Genomic DNA, 20,794 nt, shown 5'->3' with positions numbered 1-20,794 from the left:
TCGAAAAGACCACAAACGGGCCGGTCGAAGCCCGAACGGTCGGCTACGGAAATGGAGTTGAGGGGCCGTGATGCGCGGGGAAGAGCGGAAGCACCGGATCCTCTCACTGGCGCGCCAGCAGGGCCGGATCGAGGTCACCCGCATCGCGGACGACCTCGGTGTGGCGCAGGAAACCGTCCGCCGGGACCTGCGCGTCCTGGAGGACCGGGGCCTGCTCCACCGCACCCACGGCGGCGCGTACCCGGTCGAGAGCGCGGGGTTCGAGACCGACCTCGCGCGCCGCACCACCCTCAACGTCGACCAGAAGCGCCGGATCGCTGCCACCGCCGCCACCTTGCTCGGCGAGGCGGAGACGGTGTTCATCGACGAGGGCTACACCCCGCAGCTCCTGGCATCCCTGCTGCCGACCGACCGGCCGCTGACCGTGGTGACCGCCTCGCTGAGCACGGCCGCCGCGGTGGCGGACTCGTCCAACCTGACGGTCCTGCTCCTCGGCGGCCGGGTCCGCTCCCGCACGCTCGCCACGGTCGGCTCGTGGACCTGCACCATGCTGAGCGGGTTCGTGATCGACCTGGCGTTCATCGGCGCCAACGGCATCTCCCGGGAGATGGGCCTGACCACCCCGGATCCGGTCGTGGCCGACGTCAAGGCCAAGGCCCTCCAGGTCTCCCGCCGGCGGGTGTTCATGGGCGTGCACACCAAGTTCGGTGCCAGCAGCTTCTGCCGGTTCGCCGAGGTCGGCGACTTCGAGGCGATCGTCGCCGACACCGGCCTGCCCGCCGTCGAGGCCCACCGCTACGCCCAACTCGGCCCCAAGGTCATCCGGGTCTGACGCCCGCGCCACCCCCACCCATCCACCGAACCCCCACCGCTGCCGCGCGCCCACCGCCGGCCGGCCGACCGGCCGTGCCCGCATCCGCGCGGACGGAACAGCCCTGCCCGAACAGAGGAGCACCCATGAATCCCCAACGCCCGCTCGCGATCGGCGCCGCCCTGCTGGTCGCCCTCGGCCTCACCTCGTGCGGCGGCGCCGGCGGAGGTGGCGGCGCCCACTCGATCAACGTGCTGATGGTGAACAACCCGCAGATGGCCGACCTGCAGAAGTTGACGGCCGACCACTTCACCAAGGACACCGGCATCACGGTCAACTTCACGGTGCTGCCGGAGAACGACGTCCGCCACAAGATCACGCAGGACTTCTCCAGCCAGTCCGGCCAGTACGACGTGGCGACCATCAGCAACTACGAGACGCCGATCTTCACCAAGAACGGGTGGCTGGCACCGCTGACGCCGTACGCGGACGCCGACGCCTCCTTCGACCAGAACGACGTGCTGCCCACCATCCGCACCTCGCTCACGGTGGACGGCCGGATGTACGCCGAGCCCTTCTACGGCGAGTCCTCGTTCCTGATGTACCGCAAGGACGTGTTCGCGGCGGCGCAATTGACCATGCCCGACCGGCCCACCTGGCAGCAGGTCGCCGACCTGGCCGCGCGGGCGGACGGCGCCGCGCCGGGCATGAAGGGCATCTGCCTGCGGGGCCAGCCCGGTTGGGGCGAGCTCACGGCGCCGCTCACCACGGTGGTGAACACCATGGGCGGCACCTGGTTCGACAAGGACTGGCACGCCCAACTGACCGGCCCCGCCTTCCGGAAGGCCACCGCGTTCTACGTCGACCTGGTCCGCGCGCACGGCGAGGCGGGCGCGCCCGAGGCCGGCTTCACCGAGTGCCTCAACGACCTGGAGCAGGGCAAGACCGCCATGTGGTACGACGCGACCTCGGCCGCCGGCGCCCTGGAGGCAGCGGGTTCGCCGGTCGCCGGGAAGATCGGCTACGTGCCGGCCCCGGTGGAGCAGACGGCCGGTTCCGGCTGGCTCTACACCTGGGCCTGGGGTCTGCAGAAGGCGAGCCGGCACCAGGACGACGCCTGGAAGTTCATCTCCTGGGCCTCCGGCAAGCAGTACGAGCAACTGGTCGGCACCGAGTTGGGCTGGTCCCGGGTGCCCGCGGGCAAGCGGACCTCGACCTACGCCGTCCCGCAGTACCTGGAGTCGGCCGCCGCCTTCGCCAAGCCCACCCTCGCCGCCCTGCAGTCCGCCGACCCGGCCAACCCCGGCGTCCAGCCGCGGCCCGCGCCGGGGATCCAGTTCGTCGGCATCCCCGAGTTCGAGGACCTGGGGACCCAGGTGTCCCAGCAGATCAGCGCCGCCATCGCCGGCCGGGTCAGCGTGGACGAGGCGCTGAGCAGCGGTCAGGCCCTCGCCGAGAAGGCCGCCGCCGCGCACGCGAAGTGACACGCGCCCACCGTCCCCACCGACCCATCAGGGAAACCGAAATGAGCACAGCCTCCTTAACAGATCCCGTACCGGCCGCCGCGGCCGGTCGCGACCGCGCCGGGCCGACCGGCCGCCACCTGCGCGGCGCCTGGGCGCGCCGGGCCCCACTGCTCCCCGCCCTGGTCTTCATGATCGTGGTCACCCAACTGCCGTTCGTCGGCACGCTGGTGATCTCCTTCCTGCACTGGAACGCCCTCGACCCGGCCGGCCGCGGCTTCGGCGGTCTCGCCAACTACGCCCACGCGCTGGGCGATCCGGCACTGCGCGCGTCCCTGCTGACGACCGTCGAGCTGACGGTCACGGTGGTGGCCGTCAGCCTCCTGCTCGGGCTCGGCACCGCGCTGCTGCTCGACCGCCGCTTCCCCGGCCGCGGCCTGGTGCGGACGATGCTGATCACCCCGTTCCTGGTGGTGCCGGCCGCCTCGGCGCTGCTGTGGAAGCACGCGCTGTACAACGCCTCGTACGGGCTGCTCGACGGCCTGCTCACGGCGTTCGGCGGCAGCGGCGCCCCGCAGCCGGACTGGCTCTCCGCCGTCCCGCTGCTGGCGGTGGAGGCGTCGCTGGTGTGGCAGTGGACACCGTTCATGATGCTGATCGTGCTCGCCGGGCTGCAGAGCCGGCCGCTGGACGCCGTCGAGGCGGCCCGGGTCGACGGCGCCGACGCCTGGCAGATCTTCCGCCACCTCACCCTGCCGCACCTGCGCCGCTACCTGGAGCTGGCCGCGCTGCTCGGGAGCATCTACGTGGTGCAGAACTTCGACGCCGTCTTCACCCTCACCTCCGGCAGCCTGGGCACCGCCAACCTGCCGTACACCGTGTACCGGACGTTCTACGAGGGTCACGACTACGGCCAGGCCTCGGCGGAGGGCGTCATCGTGGTCGTGCTGACCACGGCCATCGCCACGCTCGCGCTGCGCACCGTCCTCGCCCTGTTCCGGGAGGAGACCCGGTGACCACCCCGACCCGCACCCGCCCTGCCCGTACCCGCCCTGCCCGCATCACCCGCCGTACCACCCGCCGCACCGACGGCCTGCTCGGCCTGGTCGCCTGGCTGGTCGGCCTGCTCTTCCTGCTCCCGTTCGCCTGGATGGTGCTCACCTCGCTGCACGGCGAGGCGGACGCCGCGACCAACCCGCCGCGCCCGCTCGCCCCGCTGACCCTGCAGGGCTACCGCGAGTTCTTCGGCGCCGGGACGGGCGTCAGTCCGTGGCCCCCGCTGCTCAACTCGCTGACCGCGAGCGTGCTGTCCACCTGCCTGGTGCTGGCGCTGGCCGTCCCGGCGGCGTACGCGCTGTCCGTGCGGCCGGTCCGGCGGTGGACCGATGCGATGTTCTTCTTCCTCAGCACCAAGATGCTCCCGGCGGTGGCCGGCCTGCTGCCGGTGTACCTGATCGCGCAGAACACCGGCCTGCTGGACAACATCTGGCTGCTCGTCGTCCTGTACACCTCGATGAACCTGCCGATCGCGGTGTGGATGATGCGGTCGTTCCTGGCCGAGGTGCCGGTGGAGATCCTGGAGGCGGCCGCGATCGACGGCGCCGGCCTCCCGGTGGTGCTGCTGCGGGTGCTGGGGCCGGTGGCCGCGCCCGGCATCGCCGCGACCGCGCTCATCTCCTTCATCTTCAGCTGGAACGAGCTGCTGTTCGCCCGGGTCCTGACCGGCGTGGTCGCCGGCACCGCCCCCGTCTTCCTCGCCGGCTTCGTGACCAGCCAGGGCCTCTTCCTGGCCAAGGTCTGCGCGGCCGCCGTCTGTGTCTCCCTGCCGGTGCTCGTCGCCGGATTCGCCGCCCAGGACAAGCTGGTCCAGGGCCTCTCCCTCGGAGCCGTCAAGTGAAGGCAGTCGTCATCTCCTCCCCCGGCGTGCTCGGCATCGAGACCGTGGACGACCCGACCCCCGGCCCCGGTGAGGTGGTGGTCGAGGTCGCGGCCTGCGGCCTGTGCGGGACCGATCTGCACATCCTGGAGGGCGAGTTCGCGCCCAGCCTGCCGCTGGTGCCGGGCCACGAGTTCGCCGGCGAGGTGGTCGCGCTCGGCGCCGGGGTCAGCGGGCTCGTGGTGGGCGACCGGGTCGCCGTCGACCCCTCGCTGTACTGCCACGAGTGCCACTACTGCCGGCTCGGCCGGGACAACCTCTGCGAGCGCTACGCCGCCATCGGCGTCACCGCGCCGGGCGCGGCGGCGCAGTACGCCCTCGCCCCCGCCGCCAACTGCGTCCGGCTGCCCGAGCACGTCGACGTCCGGGACGCCGCGCTGATCGAACCGCTGTCCTGCGCGGTACGCGGCTACGACGTGCTGCGCACCCGGATCGGGGCCAGCGTGCTCGTATACGGCTCCGGCACGATGGGCCTGATGATGCTGGAGCTCGCCAAGCGCACCGGGGCCGCCTCCGTCGACGTGGTCGACGTCAACGCGGAGCGGCTGGCCACGGCCGGCCGGCTGGGGTGCAGCCGTACGGCGGCGCGGGCCGAGGAGTTCGACCAACCGCGCGGCTGGGACGTGGTCATCGACGCCACCGGCAACGAGCAGGCGATCCAGGACGCGCTCGGCCGGGTCGGCCGGGGCGGCACGTTCCTGCAGTTCGGGGTCGCCCCGTACGCGGCGCGGGCGGTGATCGAGCCGTACCGGATCTACAACCAGGAGATCACCATCACCGGCTCGATGGCCGTGCTGCACAGCTTCGAGCGGGCGGCCGCGCTGTTCGCCACCGGGGTCCTGGACCCGGGCGTCTTCATCAGCGACCGGTTCCCGCTCGTCGACTACGGCACCGCGCTCGACCGCTTCCGGGCCGGCCTGGGCCGCAAGATCCTGGTGGCCCCGTGAGCGGCCGCACCCGCGCCGAGCCGGGCCCGGAGGTCCTGGTGGTGGGCGAGGCGGTGGCCGACCTGGTCGACTCCCCGGAGGGCCGGCGCGTGCACCCCGGCGGCAGCCCCGCCAACACCGCGCTGGGCCTGGCCCGGCTCGGCCACCGGGTCCGGCTGCTCACCCGGCTCGGCGACGACGGGTACGGGGCCACCATCCGCGACCACCTCGGCAGCGCGGGCGTGACCCTGGCCGACGGCTCGGCCGGCGCCCGCCGGACCTCCACCGCCACGGCCGTCCTCGACCGCGAGGGCCGGGCGAGCTACACCTTCGACGTCCACTGGGACCTCCCCGCGCGGAGCGTCTCCCGGATCGCCGCCGAGCGGGCCGGGCGGGCGTTCGGACACCTGCACACCGGGTCCGTGGCGGCGCTGCTCGAACCGGGCGCCGCGCGCGTGCTGGCCCTGGTCCGCGGCGCGCCGCCGGAGGTCACCGTCTCCTACGACCCCAACCTGCGGCCCGCCCTGCTGGGCGACCCGGCGCGGTACCGGGCCCGGGTCGAGGGGCTGGTGGCGCTGAGCGACCTGGTCAAGGTCAGCGACGAGGACCTGGCGCACCTGTACCCGGGAGCCGACGCCCACGAGGTCGCCGCCGGCTGGGCGGCCCGCGGCCCGTCCCTGGTGGTGCTGACCCGGGGAGCACGCGGGGCGACCGCGTACTGGCGGCACGGCCGGCACGAGGTGGCCGCCGCCCCGGTCGAGGTGGCGGACACCATCGGGGCCGGCGACGCCTTCATGTCCGCCCTGGTCGGCGGGCTGCTGACGGGCGGGCTGCTGGGCGCGGGGCAGGCCGCGCTGGTCCGCGCGACGAGCGGACGCCGGCCGGTGGCGGCCCTGGTGGCCGCCCTGGAGAGCGCCGCCCGCGCGGCGGCGTTCACCTGCGCCCGGTTCGGCGCGGACCCGCCGACCGTCACCCAGCTGGCCGCGTTCGCGGCCTGAACCGGCGGCGCGGGCCGGGAGTGCGCCCCGCCTGCGCCGCGCCCGGGCGGCGTCACCCGCCCGGGCGCGGCGGACAGGGTGATCCGGCCGCGCGCCGCCTGGCGCGCGCGCCCCCGCTCGCTACTGTGCTGCCCATGCCCACCCCCCACCCCCAGCGCGGCCCGAGCGCGCGGCGGCTCGCCGACCGCCTGACCGCCCAGTACCGCATCCCGATCGAGCCGCAGTACGACCCGGGCAGCCGCCGCTGGACGCTCCGCTGGTACGACGGCCCGCCGGTGTCCGCGGTGCGCGCCGCGCTCGGGAAGCTCGGCACCGAGGCGGCCCGGATGCTGGTGCGCCGCGACCTCACCACCCGCGCGCTCGCCCTGGCCGCGATCCGCGAGACCCGGGCGGGTGCCATGCACCGCTGGGTCGGCAGCTGGGGCCAGCGCTACCACCTGGAGCAGATCCTGGCCGACCGGCCGTTCCCCGACCGCACGGACGGCCCGCGCGAGGCCGCGATGCTGGAGCGCCTGCTCCAGGCCGCCACCGACGCGCACGGCCGCTGGCCGCACCCCGACGAGAACAAGGCCTTCGAGCTGGTGGCCAGGAACGGCGTCGCCTGGCTGCTCCCCGACGACCGGCTGGCCGGCCCCGAGGACCGCCAGGGGATCGCGCTCAGCCCGCTGGAGTACCTGACCGCCCGGTACGCCGCCGGCGTGCACCGCACGGCCTGGGAGACCGCGCTGGCCACCATGCCGCTGCGGGCCGCGGTGATCGCCGCCCGGGACGACACCGCCGCCACCCCGGACGCGGCCCGCGCCGCGCTGACCCTGCTGCCCGACCTGCGCACGGAGCTCACCGCCGACCTCGACCGCACCCAGGACCGGCTGAACCGGGTGGCCGCACCCGTCTGACCGGCGCCGGGCCCCGTCCCGTCCCGTTCCTAGAGCTCCGCGTCGCGGGCCAGCAGCGCGGCCTGGACCCGGTTGTCGCAGTCCAGCTTGGCGAGGATCCGGCTGACGTAGGTCTTCACGGTGGCCTCGCTCATGTGCAGCCGGGCGCCGGCGTCCGCGTTCGACAACCCCTCGCCGAGCAGCTCCACCACCTGGCGCTCCCGCTCGGAGAGCACGGCCAGCCGGCGCCGGGCGGCCTCGCCGCGGGTACCGGCCGGGCCGGCCGCCAGGCTGTCGACGATGTGCCGGGTGGCCGCCGGCGACAGGAAGGCGTGGCCGGTGGCGGCCGCCCGGACGGCCTGGATCAGCTCCGCGGGCGCGGTGTCCTTGAGCAGGAAGCCCGCCCCGCCGGCGCTGATCGCCCGCAGCACGTTCTCCCGCTCGCCGAAGGTGGTGAGCACCAGCGCCCGGGTGCCGGGGGCCACCCGCGGCAGCTCCGCGAGCGCGCTCAGCCCGTCCAGCACCGGCATCTGGATGTCCAGCAGCACGACGTCCACCGCGTGCGTGCGGGCCAGGTCGAGGGCCTGCCGGCCGTCGGCGGCCTCGGCCACCACCTCGATGTCCTCGGCCGAGCCGAGGATGAGGCGGATACCGGCCCGGATGAGCGGCTCGTCGTCGGCCACCAGCACCCTGATCACTGCGATCTCCCGTACGCCCCGGAACGCTGTCGCCTACACCTTCGCACGGTAGTGCTGCTTGTCGATCAGCAGGCCGTCCCGGAAGCAGAACCGGACCACGTCCTGGGTGTCGAGGCCGGAGTCGTCCTCGGTGCTGAACCAGCGGCACTGCGCGCCCTCCGGGACCGGCGGCCCGCTGTCCTTGAACCCGTTGGTCAGCCAGTCGCTGCCGGCCGGCAGCCGGTCGAGCGCCTCCGCCTCGGGGGTGCCCACCGGGATCGACTCGTACTGCGGGACGGGCACGGTGGACCGCTCCACGGAGTCGATCAGCGCCGCGCCGCCCCAGCCGATCACGACCACCGAGAGCAGCAGCACCGCCGTCGCCGTCACCGCGCACCCGAGCGCCGGGCCGCGCCGGGCGGCCGGCAGCGGCTCGGCCGGCGGCAGCCACGGGTCCACCGCCCCGACCGGCGCCCGGCCGCCGACGTACGGGAGCAGGCCCGCCAGCCGGTAGCCGCCGCCGGGGGTCGGGCCGGCGTGCACGATCCCGCCGAGCAGCCGGGCCCGCTCGCCCAGGCCGGTGAGGCCCTGCCCGCCGCTGACCGCGGCCGGGGACGGCGCGCCGGCCGGCCCGTTGACCACCTCGACCACCAGGGTGTCCGGCTCGTACCGCAGGGTGACGGTGATCGGGGCACCGGGTGCGTGCTTGTGGGCGTTGGTCAGGCCCTCCTGCACGATCCGGTACGCGGCGTGGCCGGCGGCGGCGCCGAGCGCGCGCGGCTCGCCCTCGCGGTGCAGGGTGACGGCCGTCCCGGCCGCCCGGGAGGCGTCGGTGAGGCGCTCCAGCGCGTCCAGCCCGCCCGCCTCCGGCAGCGAGTCGTCCCGGAGCAGGCCGACCACCTCGCGCAGCTCCCGCATCGCACCGGTGGCGGCCTGGCGCAGCACGCCGACCGCCTCCCGCTGGCCGCCGGTCAGCGTCCGGTCCACCTCCAGGGCGCCGGTGTGCACGGCGATCAGGGCGAGCTGGTGGCCGAGGCTGTCGTGCATGTCCTGGGCGATCCGGTGGCGCTCGCGCAGCCGGGCCTGGTGGGCGACCATGTGGCGCTCGCGCATCAGCTGCTCGTTGCGCTCGCGCAGCGCGCCCAGCAGGGTCATCCGCTGCGCCAGGTAGCGGCTGAACACCGCGGGCAGGACGGCCAGCATCAGGAAGCCGACCAGCACCAGCGCGGCCTGGGCCAGCAGCGGGAGGCCGTCGATGCCCAGCAGGACGGTGAGACCGCCCAGCACGGCGAGGGAGCCGGCGAAGTACGCGGTCAGCGGGCCCGGACGCACGATCCGCCGGCCGGCCGACCAGCCGGCGATCACCAGGCTGGGGACGAACCCGGCCGGCCCCGCGAGCCCGGCGGCCGACAGCAGCAGCACCGGGCCGGGCAGGCCGCGGCGCAGCACGTACAGCACGCCGGCGCCGAGCCCGGCGGCCAGTGCGAGCAGCGGTCGGGTGCCGTCCAGTCCGGTCAGCCCGGCGGCGACCACGGCGAGCGCGAGCGCGGCGACCCCCTCGCGGACCAGCACCCGGCGCGGCCACGGGCCGGGCAGGGCGCGGCGCAGCAGGGCCGCCGGGGTGGGCAGGGCGGCGAGGATCGGGGCCGGGAGCTTCGGTGTCACGGGGAGCGAGGGTAACGGGCTGCCCGGGACGGGCGCAGTCCCGTTTGGTCGCGACCGGCCACGACGAAAGTCGCGCGCGGCCGGCGCCGGGGGTGGCTCAGTCCCGGCTGGCGAGCAGCAGTGCGACGTCGTCGGCGCGGTGGGTGGTGCGGCGGGCGTCGGCGACCAGCCGCTCGGCCAGTGCGTCCAGGCTGCCGTCGGTGTTGTGCGCGAGCATGGTGCGCAGCCGGTCGATGCCGTCGCCGATCGGGGCGCCGGGCACCTCGACCAGGCCGTCGGTGTAGAGCGCGAGGATGGCGCCGGCCGGGATCCGGAAGTCGGTCACCGGGAAGCCGACGTCACTGTCGATGCCGAGCAGGGGGCCGCCCTCCAGCTCCATCAGCTCGGTGCGGCCGTCGGTGTGGCGCAGCAGCGGCGGCAGGTGGCCGGCCCGGGCGCCGCGGCCGTGCCCGTCGGCCGGATCGATCCGCAGCAGGCAGCAGCTGGCGAGCAGGCCGGCGTCGAGGTCGAGCAGCAGCTGGTTGGTCCGGCAGAGCACCTCGTCGGGTTCGGCGCCGCCGCTGGCGAAGGCCCGGACGGCGCTGCGCAGCTGGCCCATGGTGGCGGCGGCGCCGACGTTGTGGCCCTCGACGTCGCCGATCACCAGGTAGAGGCCGAGCGGGGTGCTCACCGCGTCGTACCAGTCACCGCCGATCTCCATGCCCTGGGTGCCGGCCAGGTAGCGGGTGGCGGTGGTCAGGCCGGGCACGGCCGGCAGCCGGTGCGGCAGGAGGGCCTGCTGGAGGCCGCGGGCGAGGGCGAACTCGGCGTCGTAGAGCCGGGCGCGTTCGAGCGCCTGGGCGATCAGGCCGCCGAGGGCGGTGAGCACCGAGCGTTCCTCGGTGGTGAACATCCGGCGGTGGTCGAAGCCGAGGATGGCGCTGCCGACGGGGTGGCCGGAGGCGATCAGCGGGAGGAACGCCCAGGCGCGCATCTCGTCCCTGGGGATGCCGGGGTAGGCGGCCACCAGTTCGTCCGGGGACTCGAAGAAGATCGGGGCGCCGCTGCTGAAGACCTCGGTGCCGGGGAGCCTGGCCCGGATCGGGATGCCTTCGAAGGAGTCCAGGAAGCCGGCCGGGTAGCCGTTCTGCGCGACCAGGTGCATCCGGCCGCTGCGGGCCAGGTAGAGGGCGAGCTCCTGGCCGCCGAAGCCGGGCAGGATCTCGTTGATCACGCAGTCGGCGACCTCGCGCACGGTGACCGCCTCGGTGAGCGCGCTGGCCAGCTGGAGCAGGTGGTAGAACGCGCCGGGGCGGGGCGGGGTGGCGGGCGGGGCCTCGGGCAGCGCGTCGAGGTGCTCGCCGCTCGGCGCGGCGGGCACCACCCGGCCGGTGACGCCGTAGGAGTCGGGGTAGAGCGAGAAGGCCAGCCAGTGGTCGGGCGGGCGGCGGGCGAGGAAGGCGGTGGGCTGCTGGGAGACCATCGCGGCCCGGTAGCGGTCCTCGTACACCGGGTCGGCCAGCCAGGCCAGCATCTCCCAGGGGTGGCGTCCGATCAGCTCGGCCCGGCGGGCGCCCAGGTGCAGTTCGGCGCTGCGGTTCAGGTAGGCCACCCGGCCGTCGGGGTGGAGGGCGAAGACACCGTCGCGCAGCCGCTCGACGGCGGCGGCCGCCGCGGAGCCGGCGGTGCTGTCCAGCACGGTGACCACCAGGTGCCGGGAGCCCTCCGGGACGCGGCCGCGCAGCTCGACCGAGCGGTAGCCGCCGCTGTGGTCGCGGACCTGGACCCGGCGGCTGAACGGTTCGCCGCGCAGCACGGCCGCGCGGGCCGCGGCCCGCAGCGGTCGGACGTCCTCCGGTGCCAGCCGCGCGACCAGGGTGGCCCACCGGCCGTCGAACTCGGCCGGGCCGAAGCCGAGGATCTGCGACAGCTCGGCGTCGGCGCGCAGCCGGCCGGTGGCCGGTTCCCAGTCCAGGCTGCCGATCAGGGTCGCCGGGTCGGTCGGCGGCGGCAGCCGCAGCACCTTGGGCTCCGGCCCGGCGGTGACCTCCCCGCCGTGCGCGGCCAGGCCCGAGGCCAGCCGGTTGGCGACGGTCCGCAGCTGGCGCCGCACCCCGGCCGGCGGGCCGCCGACCGAACCGGGCCACAGCAGGGTCAGCGCCCCGAAGCTCTGCCCGCCCGCGGCCAGCGGCACGGAGGCGCTGGCGTACGAGTACGGCATGCCGACCGCCAGACGGGGGAAGCGGCGCATCGTCTCGTCGGCGTCCGCGAGGATCACGGTGCGGCCGGTCCGGTGCGCCTCGGCGGCGGGCAGGGGTGCGCCGAGCGGGATCCGGCGGAAGGCGTCGAAGAGGTCGAGGGGGATGCCGACCACGGTGCTGATCGCCAGCGAGCGGTGGTCCGGGGAGCGCAGGTAGACCAGGCCGCCGTAGGCCGAGGTGCCGCGGACGGCCCGCAGCAGCGAGTCGGCCAGCAGCCGGTCGACCGCCTCCCGCGAGGGCGGGCGGGCGTCTGTTGCCCGGACCGCTCCGGTGTCGGCGGTGGAAGGCAGCGGGCCGTGCTGGTCCGCCGGCACACCCTGTCGCATGTTCTTCTCTGTACGCCGCGCCGAGGGGGGGTGTCAAACGGGAGGCCCTCCCGGAGCGGGACGCCGGGGGCGGCAGGCCGGTGCGGCGCTCGGCGGTACGGGCCGGTGCCGGCGGCGCGGGCGGGCGCCCGCAGGGGTCCCCGCCCGGCCGCCGTCGGCTCCGCAGGTCAGGGGGCGCCGGCGGCGAAGGCCTTGGCGGCCGCCAGGTCGGCGCCGTTCTGCTCGTGGACGGCCTCGAGGTACTGGTAGGCGTCGGCGCCGACCGGCATCCGCAGCGGGGTCCGGTCGGCGGCGACGATCCGCAGCACCAGGGCGGCGAAGTCCTCGGGGCGGCCCAGCTCGGGGTTGTCGGTCATGCCGCGCACGCCGTCGCGGGTGAAGTCCACGGCGGCGCCGCGGTAGGCGGGCAGGCGGCGGGCCGGCTCCGCGGCGGAGCTGCCGTAGCGGGTGGCGAAGCCGCCGGGCTCCATGGTGGTGACCTTGATCCCGAACGGCTCGACCTCGGGGGCCAGCGCCAGCGCCATGCCCTCCAGGGCGTGCTTGCCGGCCACGTAGGCGCCCATGCCGGGGAAGGAGAGCCGCCCGGCGATCGAGGAGACGTTGACGATGTGGCCGCCGCGCCGGGCCCGCATCCCGGGCAGCACCAGGCGGGTCAGCCGCCAGGGTGCCACCGCGAGCACCTCCAGCTGCTCGCGCAGCTCCTCGTCGGAGACCTCCTCCACCGCGCCCAGCAGCCCGGTGGCGGCGTTGTTGACCAGGACGTCGATGCCGCCGAGGCGGTCCTCCGCGATCCGCACCGCCTCGGCGCACTGCTCGGGGTCGCGGATGTCGAGGGCCGCGACGGTGACCCGGTCGGGGTGTGCGGCCACCAGCGCGTCCAGGGTCTCCGGCTTGCGCGCGGTCGCCAGCACGGTGTCACCGGCCGCCGCCACCGCCCGGGCCAGCGCGGCCCCGAGGCCGGACGAGCAGCCCGTCACCAGCCACCGTCGAGTCATGGTCTCTCCCCCTGTCGATCCATCTGTCGATCCGTCCGTCGTGATCAGGCCACCACGGTAGGGAGCGCGGGCCGGTCGGCGCAGGGTCTCGCGCACACCGCCGGGGCGCACGGTCGCGTACCGGCGCACTCGGCCCGGCGCACGCGCGGGGACGGCCCTCAGCCGGGCGGGGACGGGCGGCCGGTCCGCCATCCGGGCCACATGGGATCGGCAGCCGGTTGGCCGGTCGTCGCCCGGGAAATCATCGGCTGGTATGACAAGCAGATCATCCGTCAGATGCTCTCGGGTTGTGCTCCCCTGGGTCGCGCTGGTCCTCGCCGCCGGGGCGTGCGCCGCCCCGCCCGGCGCCGCACCGGCCGCCCCGCCCGAGCGGACCAGGAGCGGGGAGCCGGTGCCACCGCTCGCCCGCCCCGCGGCGCTCCCCGGCCGGGCGGTGCAGGAGGAGGACGACGCCCAGGCCGCCCGCGCCCGCCGGGCGACCGTCCAGCAGCAGGCCCTGGCCACCGCGCAGCGCTGGGGGCTCGCGGCCCTGCCGCTGGCGGCCCCGCCCCCGCCCGCGACCAAGCCGGAGCTGGTCGCCGGCTACCACGTGAAGACCGCCGCGGGGCTGCCTCCAGTCGTCCTGCGGGTCCCGACGGACCGGCCGGTGGTCTTCCTCACCATCGACGACGGCGCCGAGAAGGACCCCGAACTGGTCCGGATGCTGGCGGATCTGAAGGTCCCGGTCAGCGTCTTCCTCTCGGACTACCTGGCGCGTTCCGACTACGACTACTTCCGCGGCCTGCAGGCGCTCGGCATCAGCATCAACAACCACACCATCAACCACCCGGACCTGCGCCGGCTCGACGACGAGCAGCAGCGGCAGGAGATCTGCGGCCAGCAGGACCGGCTGGAGCGCGAGACCGGCACCCGCCCCACCCTGTTCCGGCCGCCGTTCGGCGAGTACACCGAGGCCAGCCTGCGGGTGGCGGCGAGCTGCGGGATCACCGCGGCCCCGCTGTGGAACGAGGAGGCCTTCCCCGACCGGATCGACTACCGGTACGAGGACCACCAGCTGCACGCGGGCGACATCATCCTCACCCACTTCCGCGGCGCCGCCGAGTGGCAGGGCACGATGGCCCAGATGCTCCGCCGGGTGATCGACACCGCCACCGCGCAGGGCTTCGCGCTGGCCCGCCTGGACGACTACCTGTGAGGTGACCGGCGCCGGGGCGGTCCAGCATCCGAACCGCCCCTGCCGCCCGGCCGTCCGGCGTGATCGACTGGTGCCTCCCCCACGCAAGGAGGCACCGGTGCTCCCCTCCGTCGACGGTCTGGTGTTCGCCCCGGTCGGCCGCGCCGACCACGGCGAGGTGGACACCGCGACCCGGTTCGCCTACCGCGAGCAGGACGGCCTGGTCTGGGCCGCGTACGCGGGCGGCGCCATCGTGCACGGGCGGCTGGTCGGCACCCGCGCGGGCGACACCCTCGACTTCCGCTACGTGCAGCTCAGCCAGGGCGGCGAGACCAGCAGCGGACACTGCGTCAGCGTGCTGTCCCGGCTGGCCGACGGCCGGCTGCGGATGGACGAGTCCTGGCGCTGGGAGTCCCGCCCGGGCAGCGGCACCAGCGCCGTCGAGGAGGTGCTGCCGCGGCCCGGGCGGGCGGGCGGCAGTACTGGTTGACCCGTCGGTAACTTCCTCCCTATGCTCGGCAGTCGCCGCGCGGTGTCACCGTCCGGACACCGCACGTACCGGCCCCGCCGGGCCCCGGAAGGACCTCCGATCAGCGTCCCGCCCGCGCCACGGACCGTCAGCCGCCGCCGGCTGCTCACCTACCTGGTCGCCGCACCCGCGCTTGCCGTCGGCACCCGGCTGGCCACCGATGTGCAGCCCGCCGAGGCGCTCCCGGGCGTCCCCGACGTGCTGGACCTCGGCGAGGCGCTGATCCTCGCCGGGCTGCCGACCGCGCACCTGCTGGTGCTGGAGGTCACCGAGGCCGGCCGGGTGGTGCTGGAGCTGCCCCGCGCGGAGGTCGGCCAGGGGCTGACCACCGCGATCGCGATGCTGGTCGCCGAGGAGCTGGACGCCCGCCTGGGCGATGTCGACGTCCCGCTCTCCAAGGCCCGGCCCGAGCTGCTGTTCAACCAGCTGACCGGCGCCTCCAACTCGGTCCGCTCGCTCTACGACCCGGTCCGGGCCGCCGCCGCGGCCGCCCGCGCCCGGCTGGTCACCGCCGCCGCCCACCGCTGGGGCCTGGCCGCCGGCACGCTGCGCACCGAGGACAGCGCGGTGCTCGCCCCCGACGGGCGCAGCGCCTCCTACGCCTCGCTGGCCGTCGCCGCCGCCGGGGTGCTGGTGCCCGAGGTGTCCACCGCCCCGAAGCCGGCCGACCAGCACCGGCTGGTCGGCCGCCCGACCGGGCGGATCGACGCCCGCGACATCGTCACCGGCAAGGCCCGGTACGCGGGCGACCTGGACGTGCCCGGCGCCGTACCCACCGTGATCGCCCGGCCGCCCACCATCAACGGCACCGTGGGCTCGTACGACGCCTCGGCCGCGCTGGCGATGCCGGGCGTGCTCGGCGCGGTGCGGGTGCCGAGCGGGATCGCGGTGCTCGCCGAGACCTTCGACCAGGCGCTCAAGGCCAAGGCGGCGCTGCGGATCGACTGGCGGCCCGGGCCGGTGGCCGCGCTCGGCGACCGGGAGATCAGGGCGAAGCTGAAGGCCGCCCAGCCGCCGTTCCTGGTGCCGCCGCTGCTCAGCCTGACGGTCGACGCCGAGTTCGACTTCGCGTTCGTCAGCCATGCGCCGATGGAGGTGCTGACGGCGATCGCGGACGTCCGGGCCGACCGCGCCGAGCTGTGGTTCGCCGCGCAGTCCCCGATCGTCGCCCAGCAGACCATCGCCGCCGAACTCGGCCTGCCGCAGGACGCGGTGACGGTGCACGTGGTGCGGGCCGGCGGCTCGTTCGGGCGGCGGCTGTTCTTCGACTGCGCCCTGGAGGCCGCCCAGGTCTCGAAGGCCACGGGCCGGCCGGTCAAGCTGATGTGGACCCGCAACGACGACACCCGGCACGGGCGGATGCGACCGGCCAGCCACCACCGGATCCGGGCCACCCACGCGCTCGGCCAGGTGCTCACCTACGAGCACCGGGTGGCCACCGTGCGGACCGACTTCCGGCACGGCCTCGGCGAGGCGCTCACCGCCGCCGGGTTCGACCTCCAGGTCGGCGGGCTCACCCTCTCGCAGGCCTTCTTCCTGCTCACCGAGAAGCTCCCCTACGAGCTCGGGGTGAGCACCCAGCTGCTCGCCGAGGTGCCGCTGGAGATGCACACCGGCAGCTGGCGCTCGGTCTACTCCGGGCTGGTCCGGGTCGCCGACGAGATCATGGTGGACGAGATCGCCCGCACCCTCGGGCAGGACCCGGTGGCCTTCCGGCGCGCCCGGCTCGCCGACGCCGCCGGGCGCGCGGTGCTCGACCGGGCGGCGCAGGCCGGTCCCTGGGGGCGGGCGATGCCGGCCGGGCACGCCCAGGGCTTCGCCTTCCACGACGAGCACGGGTCCAGCGCGGCCTGCCTGGTCGAGCTGGACGCCACCGACCGGGCCGCGCCCCGGGTCACCAAGGCCGTGATGGTCGCCGACGTCGGGCTGCCGGTCAACCCGCGCGGTCTGGAGGCCCAGTTGATGGGCGCGGTGACGGACGGCATCTCGGTCACCCTGCAGGCCGGGCTGCACATCGACGCCGGCGCCGTCCGCGAGGGCAGCTTCGCCGACTTCCGCTACGCCCGCCAGCGGCACAGCCCGACCGAACTGGAGGTGCACCTGATGCCACCCACCGGCGCCCCCGGCGGCGCGGGCGAACTCGGGGTGCCCGCCGCGGCGGCCGCCGTCGCCAACGCGTACGCCCGGGCCACCGGCACCTCGCCCCGCAGCTTCCCGATCACCTTCTGAGACCCGACTCACCCGCCGAGGGGTCAGCACCCGATGCCCAGCCACACCTTCGTCCTGAACGGCGCTCCCGTCACCGTCGAGGCACCCGCCGACATGCCCCTGCTGTGGGTGCTGCGCGACAAGCTCGGCGTCACCGGCCCCAAGTACGGCTGCGGGGTCGGCGTCTGCCGCGCCTGCACCAGCCACCTGGACGGCACCGAGATCCAGCCCTGCGTGGTGCCGGTCGCCGACTGCGCCGGCCGCGAGGTCACCACCATCGAGGGGCTGGCCGACGGCGACCGGCTGCACCCGGTGCAGCAGGCCTGGCTGGACTGCGACGTGGCGCAGTGCGGCTTCTGCCAGCCGGGCCAGATCATGACCGCGGTGGCGCTGCTGCGGCGCACCGCCCACCCCACCGACGCCGACATCGACCGGATCGAGAACGTCTGCCGCTGCGGCACCTACGTCCGGATCCGCGAGGCCATCAAGAAGGCCGCCGCCGCCGGCGCCTGAACCCCGCACGGTGGGCTGTGACAGGATCGCCCGACGCCGCCCGCACCACCGGAGGTCCACCCCGATGACCGCACCCGCCCCCGCCCGCCCGGTCGACCACCTGGTGCTGCCCGGGTACCAGGACTCCGGCCCCGCGCACTGGCAGAGCCTCTGGGTGCGCGCCGAGCCGGACTCCTTCCGCCGGGTCGAGCAGGCCGACTGGGACCACCCGCAGCCGGGCGACTGGGTGGCGACGCTGGACCGGGCGGTGGCCGCCGCGCGGGGGCCGGTGATCCTGGTGGCGCACAGTCTCGGCTGCGTGACGGTCGCGCACTGGGTCGCCGGCTCGCCCGCCGCGGCGACCCGGGTGGCCGGCGCCCTGCTGGTCGCACCCGCCGACATCGACACCACCGAGGTGCCGGAGCTGGTCGGCTTCCGGCCGGTACCGCTGCGGCGGCTGCCGTTCCCGAGCACGGTGGTGGCCGGCAGCGACGACCCCTGGTGCACCCCGGCCCGGGCGCAGTCCTTCGCCACCGCCTGGGGTGCGCGCTTCGTCGAGCTGGGCCCGTACGGGCACATCAACTCCGACTCCGGCCTCGGCTCCTGGCCCGAAGGCCGGGCCCTGCTCGCCGAACTGACCGCCCGGACACCTCAGGCGTAGGACGCGGCCGAGCGCGGCGCAGGGTGGGCGGGGGCCGGGCTGCCATGATGGGCCCGGTGAACGATCCCAAGTCCTACGACGCGCTGTCCGCGCTGGTGTTCGTGCTGGGCGTGTACGAGGGGGTGCTGCCGTTCCCCGCCCGTCTGTTCGACTGGCAGCCGCTGCTCTCGCTCACCGTCCGGCTCTCCTCGCCCGCCTGGTGGATCGTGTCCGGGCTGGTCGTGGTGGTGGCCACGGTGCTGCTGGCCCAGCTGGACCGGGCCAAGCGGCGGCGCTTCCCGGACGCCTGAGCCCGGCGACCGGCGGACGGGCTCAGACCGGCCAGGCGAGGCGGACCGCGAGGACGGCGACCACGCCGTACCCGAGCGCGTAGCTGGCCCGGCGGGCCCGCGCGCCCAGGCGGGCGACCCCGAAGGCGCCGGCGGCGGCGACCAGCTGCTGCCACAGCAGCGAGGCGACGAACACCCCGGCCACGAAGACGGCGCCGCCGGCGCCCCCGTGCAGGCTGTCGCCGCGGGCCGCGGTCAGGGCGGTGAAGTACAGCGCGGTGGCCGGGTTCACCAGGGTGAGCAGTCCGAAGCGCAGGAACGAACGGGCCGCCGAGCCGCCGGCGGCCGGCTGCTCGCCGGTCGGCAGGGCGCCCGCGCCGCGCAGCGAGAGCAGTCCGCGGATCGCGATCACCCCGAGCAGTGCGGCCGAGACCAGCCGCACCCAGCCGCCGGTACCGGCCAGCAGCCGGGCCACCTGCGGACCGACGAGCACGGCGACCGCCGCGTAGAGCATGTCCACGGCGGCGACCGCCAGCGCGCCGCCCGCCGCCGGGCGCCAGCCGCGCCCGCCCTCCTGGAGCAGCAGCACACCGATCGCACCGACCGGCATCGCCACACCCAGGCCGGCCGCAGCGCCCTCGGCGGCCGTCGTCATCAAGGAACCCGTCATCGCGCCAGGGTGGCGCACGCCCCTGACCGGCGCACCTGGTTTTCCGGCGGCCCGGCGGCGGCCTCGCGTAGGGTCCTTCCCGGGCCGGACACGGACGCGCTGCGGCGGGTTCGAAGAAGTTCCGGAATCTTCTGCCGGTTTTCCGTTATCCGCGGGCGGCGGGTGGATCTCCCAGTACGTGAGGGAAACACCGGGAAGGCTGGCACAGAGGGTGAACAGAGCAGTGGACAGCGACCACGCCCTGGTCGAACGCGCGCGCGGCGGTGACCGGCAGGCGACCGCCGAGCTGCTCACCGGGCACCTCCCGCTGGTCTACAACATCGTCGGCCGCGCGCTGTCCGGCCATGCCGACACCGACGACGTGGTGCAGGAGACCATGCTCCGGGCGGTGGACGGCCTGTCCGGCCTACGGGATCCGGGCGGGTTCCGCTCCTGGCTGGTGGCGATCGCGATGAACCAGGTCCGCCGCCGCTACCGGGACGCGCTGCCCGCCGGCCCGGACGAGGGCCTGCACTCCGCGTACGAGGTCCCCGACCCGGGCGCGGACTTCGTCGGCCTGACGATCGTCCGGCTCGGCCTGTCGGAGCAGCGGCGGGAGGTCGCCGAGGCCACCCGCTGGCTGGACGAGTCCGAGCGGGAGCTGCTGGCGCTGTGGTGGCAGGAGGCCGCCGGCGAGCTGACCCGGGCCGAGCTGGCCGCGGCGGCGGGGCTCTCCCCGCAGCACGCGGCGGTGCGGGTGCAGCGGGTCAAGGAGCAGCTGGAGACCGCCCGCCTGGTGGTCCGGGCGCTGGCCGTCTCGCCGCGCTGCTGGCAGCTGGCCGAGCTGACCTCGCACTGGGACGGCATACCGAGCGCGCTGTGGCGCAAGCGGATCACCCGGCACCTGCGGGAGTGCGGGTTCTGCGCGCAGGCCCAGCACGGGCTGATGCCGGCCGAGGGCCTGCTCGCCGGCATGGCGATGGTGCCGCTGCCGAACGGCTACGGCGACTACCTGGGGCTGGACCGGCTGGCCGACCTCGCGAGCAGCGGCGGCAACAGCAGCAGCGGCCACGGCGACGGCAGCGACGGCGGCAGCCACGGGGGCCAGGGCGGCGGGTCCGGCGGGGCCCATCGCGGGCGGCGCCGGCCCAAGCCCACCAAGGGCCGTACCGCGCTCAAGGTGCTCGGCGCGGCCGTGCTGACCGCCACCGTGGCCGGGGTGACGGCCCACCTGCTGCCCGCCTACCCGCCGCGCCAGGACTCCACCGGCGAGGCCGCCTCGGCCACCCAGCTCGACCTGGCGAACGCCCCCGGACCGGCCGCCGACCCGTCGACGGCGGCGCCCTCCTCGGCCGCGCCGTCCGCGAGCACCGCCGGCCCGTCCGCGGACCCCTCCGCGAGCCCGTCCGCCGCCCCGAGCAGCAAGCCGGCGGCGCCCCCGGCCTCGCCGAGCAGCAAGCCGGCCGCACCGAGCACCGCGGCCCCCAAGCCCCCGTCCGGGGACACCGTGCAGCAGGTGCTCGACCTGGTGAACACCGAGCGCTCCAAGGCGGGCTGCGGGGCGGTCAAGGCCAACGCGCAGCTGGCGTCGGCGGCCCAGAAGCACTCGGACGACATGGCGGCCCGCGGGTTCTTCGACCACACCAACCCGGACGGCGCCGGACCGCAGCCGCGGATCGAGGCGGCCGGCTACAAGTGGAGCACCTGGGGCGAGAACATCGCCCGCGGCCAGCAGGACGCGGCCGCCGTGATGGACGCCTGGATGCACAGCGACGGCCACCGCGCCAACATCCTCAACTGCGCGTTCACCGAGCTCGGGGTGGGCGTGCACACCGGCAAGGGCGGCCCCTGGTGGACCCAGGACTTCGGGGCGCCGCCGCGCTGAGCGCGGTGGGCGGCA

The 20,794-nt window shown here is 75.5% G+C and carries 19 protein-coding genes; 14 read left to right on the top strand and 5 right to left on the bottom strand.

From position 1 onward, the window contains the following. Positions 1-70: 70 nt before the first annotated feature. From ABT014_RS13160 to ABT014_RS13130, 7 genes are all read left to right on the top strand, one after another. Positions 71-832, top strand: coding sequence for a DeoR/GlpR family DNA-binding transcription regulator (locus ABT014_RS13160; protein ID WP_350638791.1), 762 nt, complete (start codon positions 71-73; stop codon positions 830-832). A 125-nt stretch (positions 833-957) separates the two neighbouring features. Further along, positions 958-2,295, top strand: coding sequence for an ABC transporter substrate-binding protein (locus ABT014_RS13155; protein WP_350638790.1), 1,338 nt, complete (start codon positions 958-960; stop codon positions 2,293-2,295). A 41-nt stretch (positions 2,296-2,336) separates the two neighbouring features. Next, entirely contained in the window at positions 2,337-3,290 is a 954-nt protein-coding gene (locus tag ABT014_RS13150) for a carbohydrate ABC transporter permease (protein ID WP_350638789.1), read from the top strand. Beyond that, the gene (locus ABT014_RS13145) at positions 3,287-4,171 is read left to right on the top strand and encodes a carbohydrate ABC transporter permease (RefSeq protein ID WP_502894956.1); all 885 of its coding nucleotides are present in this window, start codon (positions 3,287-3,289) and stop codon (positions 4,169-4,171) included. The genes ABT014_RS13150 and ABT014_RS13145 overlap by 4 nt, the downstream gene beginning before the upstream one ends. Next, complete coding sequence (locus ABT014_RS13140) at positions 4,168-5,157, top strand: zinc-dependent alcohol dehydrogenase family protein (protein WP_350638788.1); 990 nt, start codon at positions 4,168-4,170, stop codon at positions 5,155-5,157. The genes ABT014_RS13145 and ABT014_RS13140 overlap by 4 nt, the downstream gene beginning before the upstream one ends. Further along, entirely contained in the window at positions 5,154-6,134 is a 981-nt protein-coding gene (locus ABT014_RS13135; protein WP_350638787.1) for a carbohydrate kinase family protein, read from the top strand. The genes ABT014_RS13140 and ABT014_RS13135 overlap by 4 nt, the downstream gene beginning before the upstream one ends. A gap of 134 nt (positions 6,135-6,268) precedes the next feature. Next, positions 6,269-7,030: a hypothetical protein gene (locus ABT014_RS13130; RefSeq protein WP_350638786.1), complete on the top strand. Its 762-nt coding sequence runs from the start codon at positions 6,269-6,271 to the stop codon at positions 7,028-7,030. A gap of 29 nt (positions 7,031-7,059) precedes the next feature. Here the strand turns inward: ABT014_RS13130 and ABT014_RS13125 are convergent, their stop codons facing one another. The 4 genes from ABT014_RS13125 to ABT014_RS13110 form a co-directional block, all read right to left on the bottom strand. Continuing rightward, positions 7,060-7,707: a response regulator transcription factor gene (locus ABT014_RS13125; protein WP_350638785.1), complete on the bottom strand. Its 648-nt coding sequence runs from the start codon at positions 7,705-7,707 to the stop codon at positions 7,060-7,062. A 33-nt stretch (positions 7,708-7,740) separates the two neighbouring features. After that, positions 7,741-9,351 (bottom strand): sensor histidine kinase, encoded by a 1,611-nt coding sequence (locus tag ABT014_RS13120; RefSeq protein ID WP_350638784.1) that lies wholly within the window; start codon positions 9,349-9,351, stop codon positions 7,741-7,743. Between the two features lie 97 nt (positions 9,352-9,448). Then, positions 9,449-11,917 carry a SpoIIE family protein phosphatase gene (locus ABT014_RS13115; RefSeq protein ID WP_350638783.1) on the bottom strand — a complete coding sequence of 823 codons (2,469 nt, stop codon included), beginning with the start codon at positions 11,915-11,917 and terminating at the stop codon, positions 9,449-9,451. Between the two features lie 167 nt (positions 11,918-12,084). Further along, positions 12,085-12,912: an SDR family oxidoreductase gene (locus ABT014_RS13110; protein ID WP_350638782.1), complete on the bottom strand. Its 828-nt coding sequence runs from the start codon at positions 12,910-12,912 to the stop codon at positions 12,085-12,087. Positions 12,913-13,201: 289 nt separating this feature from the next. Between ABT014_RS13110 and ABT014_RS13105 the strand changes: the two genes are divergently transcribed. The 6 genes from ABT014_RS13105 to ABT014_RS13080 all read left to right on the top strand — a co-directional run bounded on the left by ABT014_RS13105 (position 13,202) and on the right by ABT014_RS13080 (position 18,266). After that, on the top strand, positions 13,202-14,107 hold the full coding sequence (locus tag ABT014_RS13105) for a polysaccharide deacetylase family protein (RefSeq protein ID WP_350638781.1): 906 nt from the start codon (positions 13,202-13,204) through the stop codon (positions 14,105-14,107). A gap of 97 nt (positions 14,108-14,204) precedes the next feature. After that, a complete protein-coding gene (locus tag ABT014_RS13100) occupies positions 14,205-14,576 on the top strand; it encodes an avidin-fold protein (RefSeq protein ID WP_350638780.1) in 372 nt (123 codons plus the stop codon). 21 nt (positions 14,577-14,597) lie between these two features. Further along, on the top strand, positions 14,598-16,844 hold the full coding sequence (locus ABT014_RS13095; RefSeq protein WP_350638779.1) for a xanthine dehydrogenase family protein molybdopterin-binding subunit: 2,247 nt from the start codon (positions 14,598-14,600) through the stop codon (positions 16,842-16,844). 33 nt (positions 16,845-16,877) lie between these two features. After that, positions 16,878-17,336, top strand: a complete 459-nt coding sequence (locus ABT014_RS13090; protein ID WP_350638778.1) for a (2Fe-2S)-binding protein — start codon at positions 16,878-16,880, stop codon at positions 17,334-17,336. Between the two features lie 64 nt (positions 17,337-17,400). Next, positions 17,401-17,976 carry an RBBP9/YdeN family alpha/beta hydrolase gene (locus tag ABT014_RS13085; protein ID WP_350638777.1) on the top strand — a complete coding sequence of 192 codons (576 nt, stop codon included), beginning with the start codon at positions 17,401-17,403 and terminating at the stop codon, positions 17,974-17,976. Between the two features lie 56 nt (positions 17,977-18,032). Beyond that, a complete protein-coding gene (locus tag ABT014_RS13080) occupies positions 18,033-18,266 on the top strand; it encodes a hypothetical protein (RefSeq protein WP_350638776.1) in 234 nt (77 codons plus the stop codon). A gap of 22 nt (positions 18,267-18,288) precedes the next feature. On the opposite strand, the gene ABT014_RS13075 is transcribed toward ABT014_RS13080, so the two are convergent. Beyond that, the gene (locus ABT014_RS13075) at positions 18,289-18,915 is read right to left on the bottom strand and encodes a LysE family transporter (RefSeq protein ID WP_350638775.1); all 627 of its coding nucleotides are present in this window, start codon (positions 18,913-18,915) and stop codon (positions 18,289-18,291) included. Between the two features lie 211 nt (positions 18,916-19,126). On the opposite strand from ABT014_RS13075, the gene ABT014_RS13070 reads away from it, so the two are divergent. Continuing rightward, positions 19,127-20,779 (top strand): sigma-70 family RNA polymerase sigma factor, encoded by a 1,653-nt coding sequence (locus ABT014_RS13070; protein ID WP_350638774.1) that lies wholly within the window; start codon positions 19,127-19,129, stop codon positions 20,777-20,779. The last annotated feature ends 15 nt before the right edge of the window (positions 20,780-20,794 follow it).

The organism is Kitasatospora sp. NPDC094015, assembly GCF_040304075.1.
Lineage (GTDB): Bacteria > Actinomycetota > Actinomycetes > Streptomycetales > Streptomycetaceae > Kitasatospora.
This window is presented reverse-complemented; position numbering and strand designations above follow the sequence as displayed.

What these genes read in the sequence shown, in the direction of transcription:
- ABT014_RS13160 (WP_350638791.1), top strand. Translation starts at nt 71, where the DNA reads ATGCGCGGGGAAGAGCGGAAGCACCGGATCCTCTCACTGGCGCGCCAG.
- ABT014_RS13155 (WP_350638790.1), top strand. Translation starts at nt 958, where the DNA reads ATGAATCCCCAACGCCCGCTCGCGATCGGCGCCGCCCTGCTGGTCGCC.
- ABT014_RS13150 (WP_350638789.1), top strand. Translation starts at nt 2,337, where the DNA reads ATGAGCACAGCCTCCTTAACAGATCCCGTACCGGCCGCCGCGGCCGGT.
- ABT014_RS13130 (WP_350638786.1), top strand. Translation starts at nt 6,269, where the DNA reads ATGCCCACCCCCCACCCCCAGCGCGGCCCGAGCGCGCGGCGGCTCGCC.
- ABT014_RS13115 (WP_350638783.1), bottom strand. Translation starts at nt 11,917, where the DNA reads ATGCGACAGGGTGTGCCGGCGGACCAGCACGGCCCGCTGCCTTCCACC.
- ABT014_RS13110 (WP_350638782.1), bottom strand. Translation starts at nt 12,912, where the DNA reads ATGACTCGACGGTGGCTGGTGACGGGCTGCTCGTCCGGCCTCGGGGCC.
- ABT014_RS13095 (WP_350638779.1), top strand. Translation starts at nt 14,598, where the DNA reads ATGCTCGGCAGTCGCCGCGCGGTGTCACCGTCCGGACACCGCACGTAC.
- ABT014_RS13090 (WP_350638778.1), top strand. Translation starts at nt 16,878, where the DNA reads ATGCCCAGCCACACCTTCGTCCTGAACGGCGCTCCCGTCACCGTCGAG.
- ABT014_RS13085 (WP_350638777.1), top strand. Translation starts at nt 17,401, where the DNA reads ATGACCGCACCCGCCCCCGCCCGCCCGGTCGACCACCTGGTGCTGCCC.
- ABT014_RS13075 (WP_350638775.1), bottom strand. Translation starts at nt 18,915, where the DNA reads ATGACGGGTTCCTTGATGACGACGGCCGCCGAGGGCGCTGCGGCCGGC.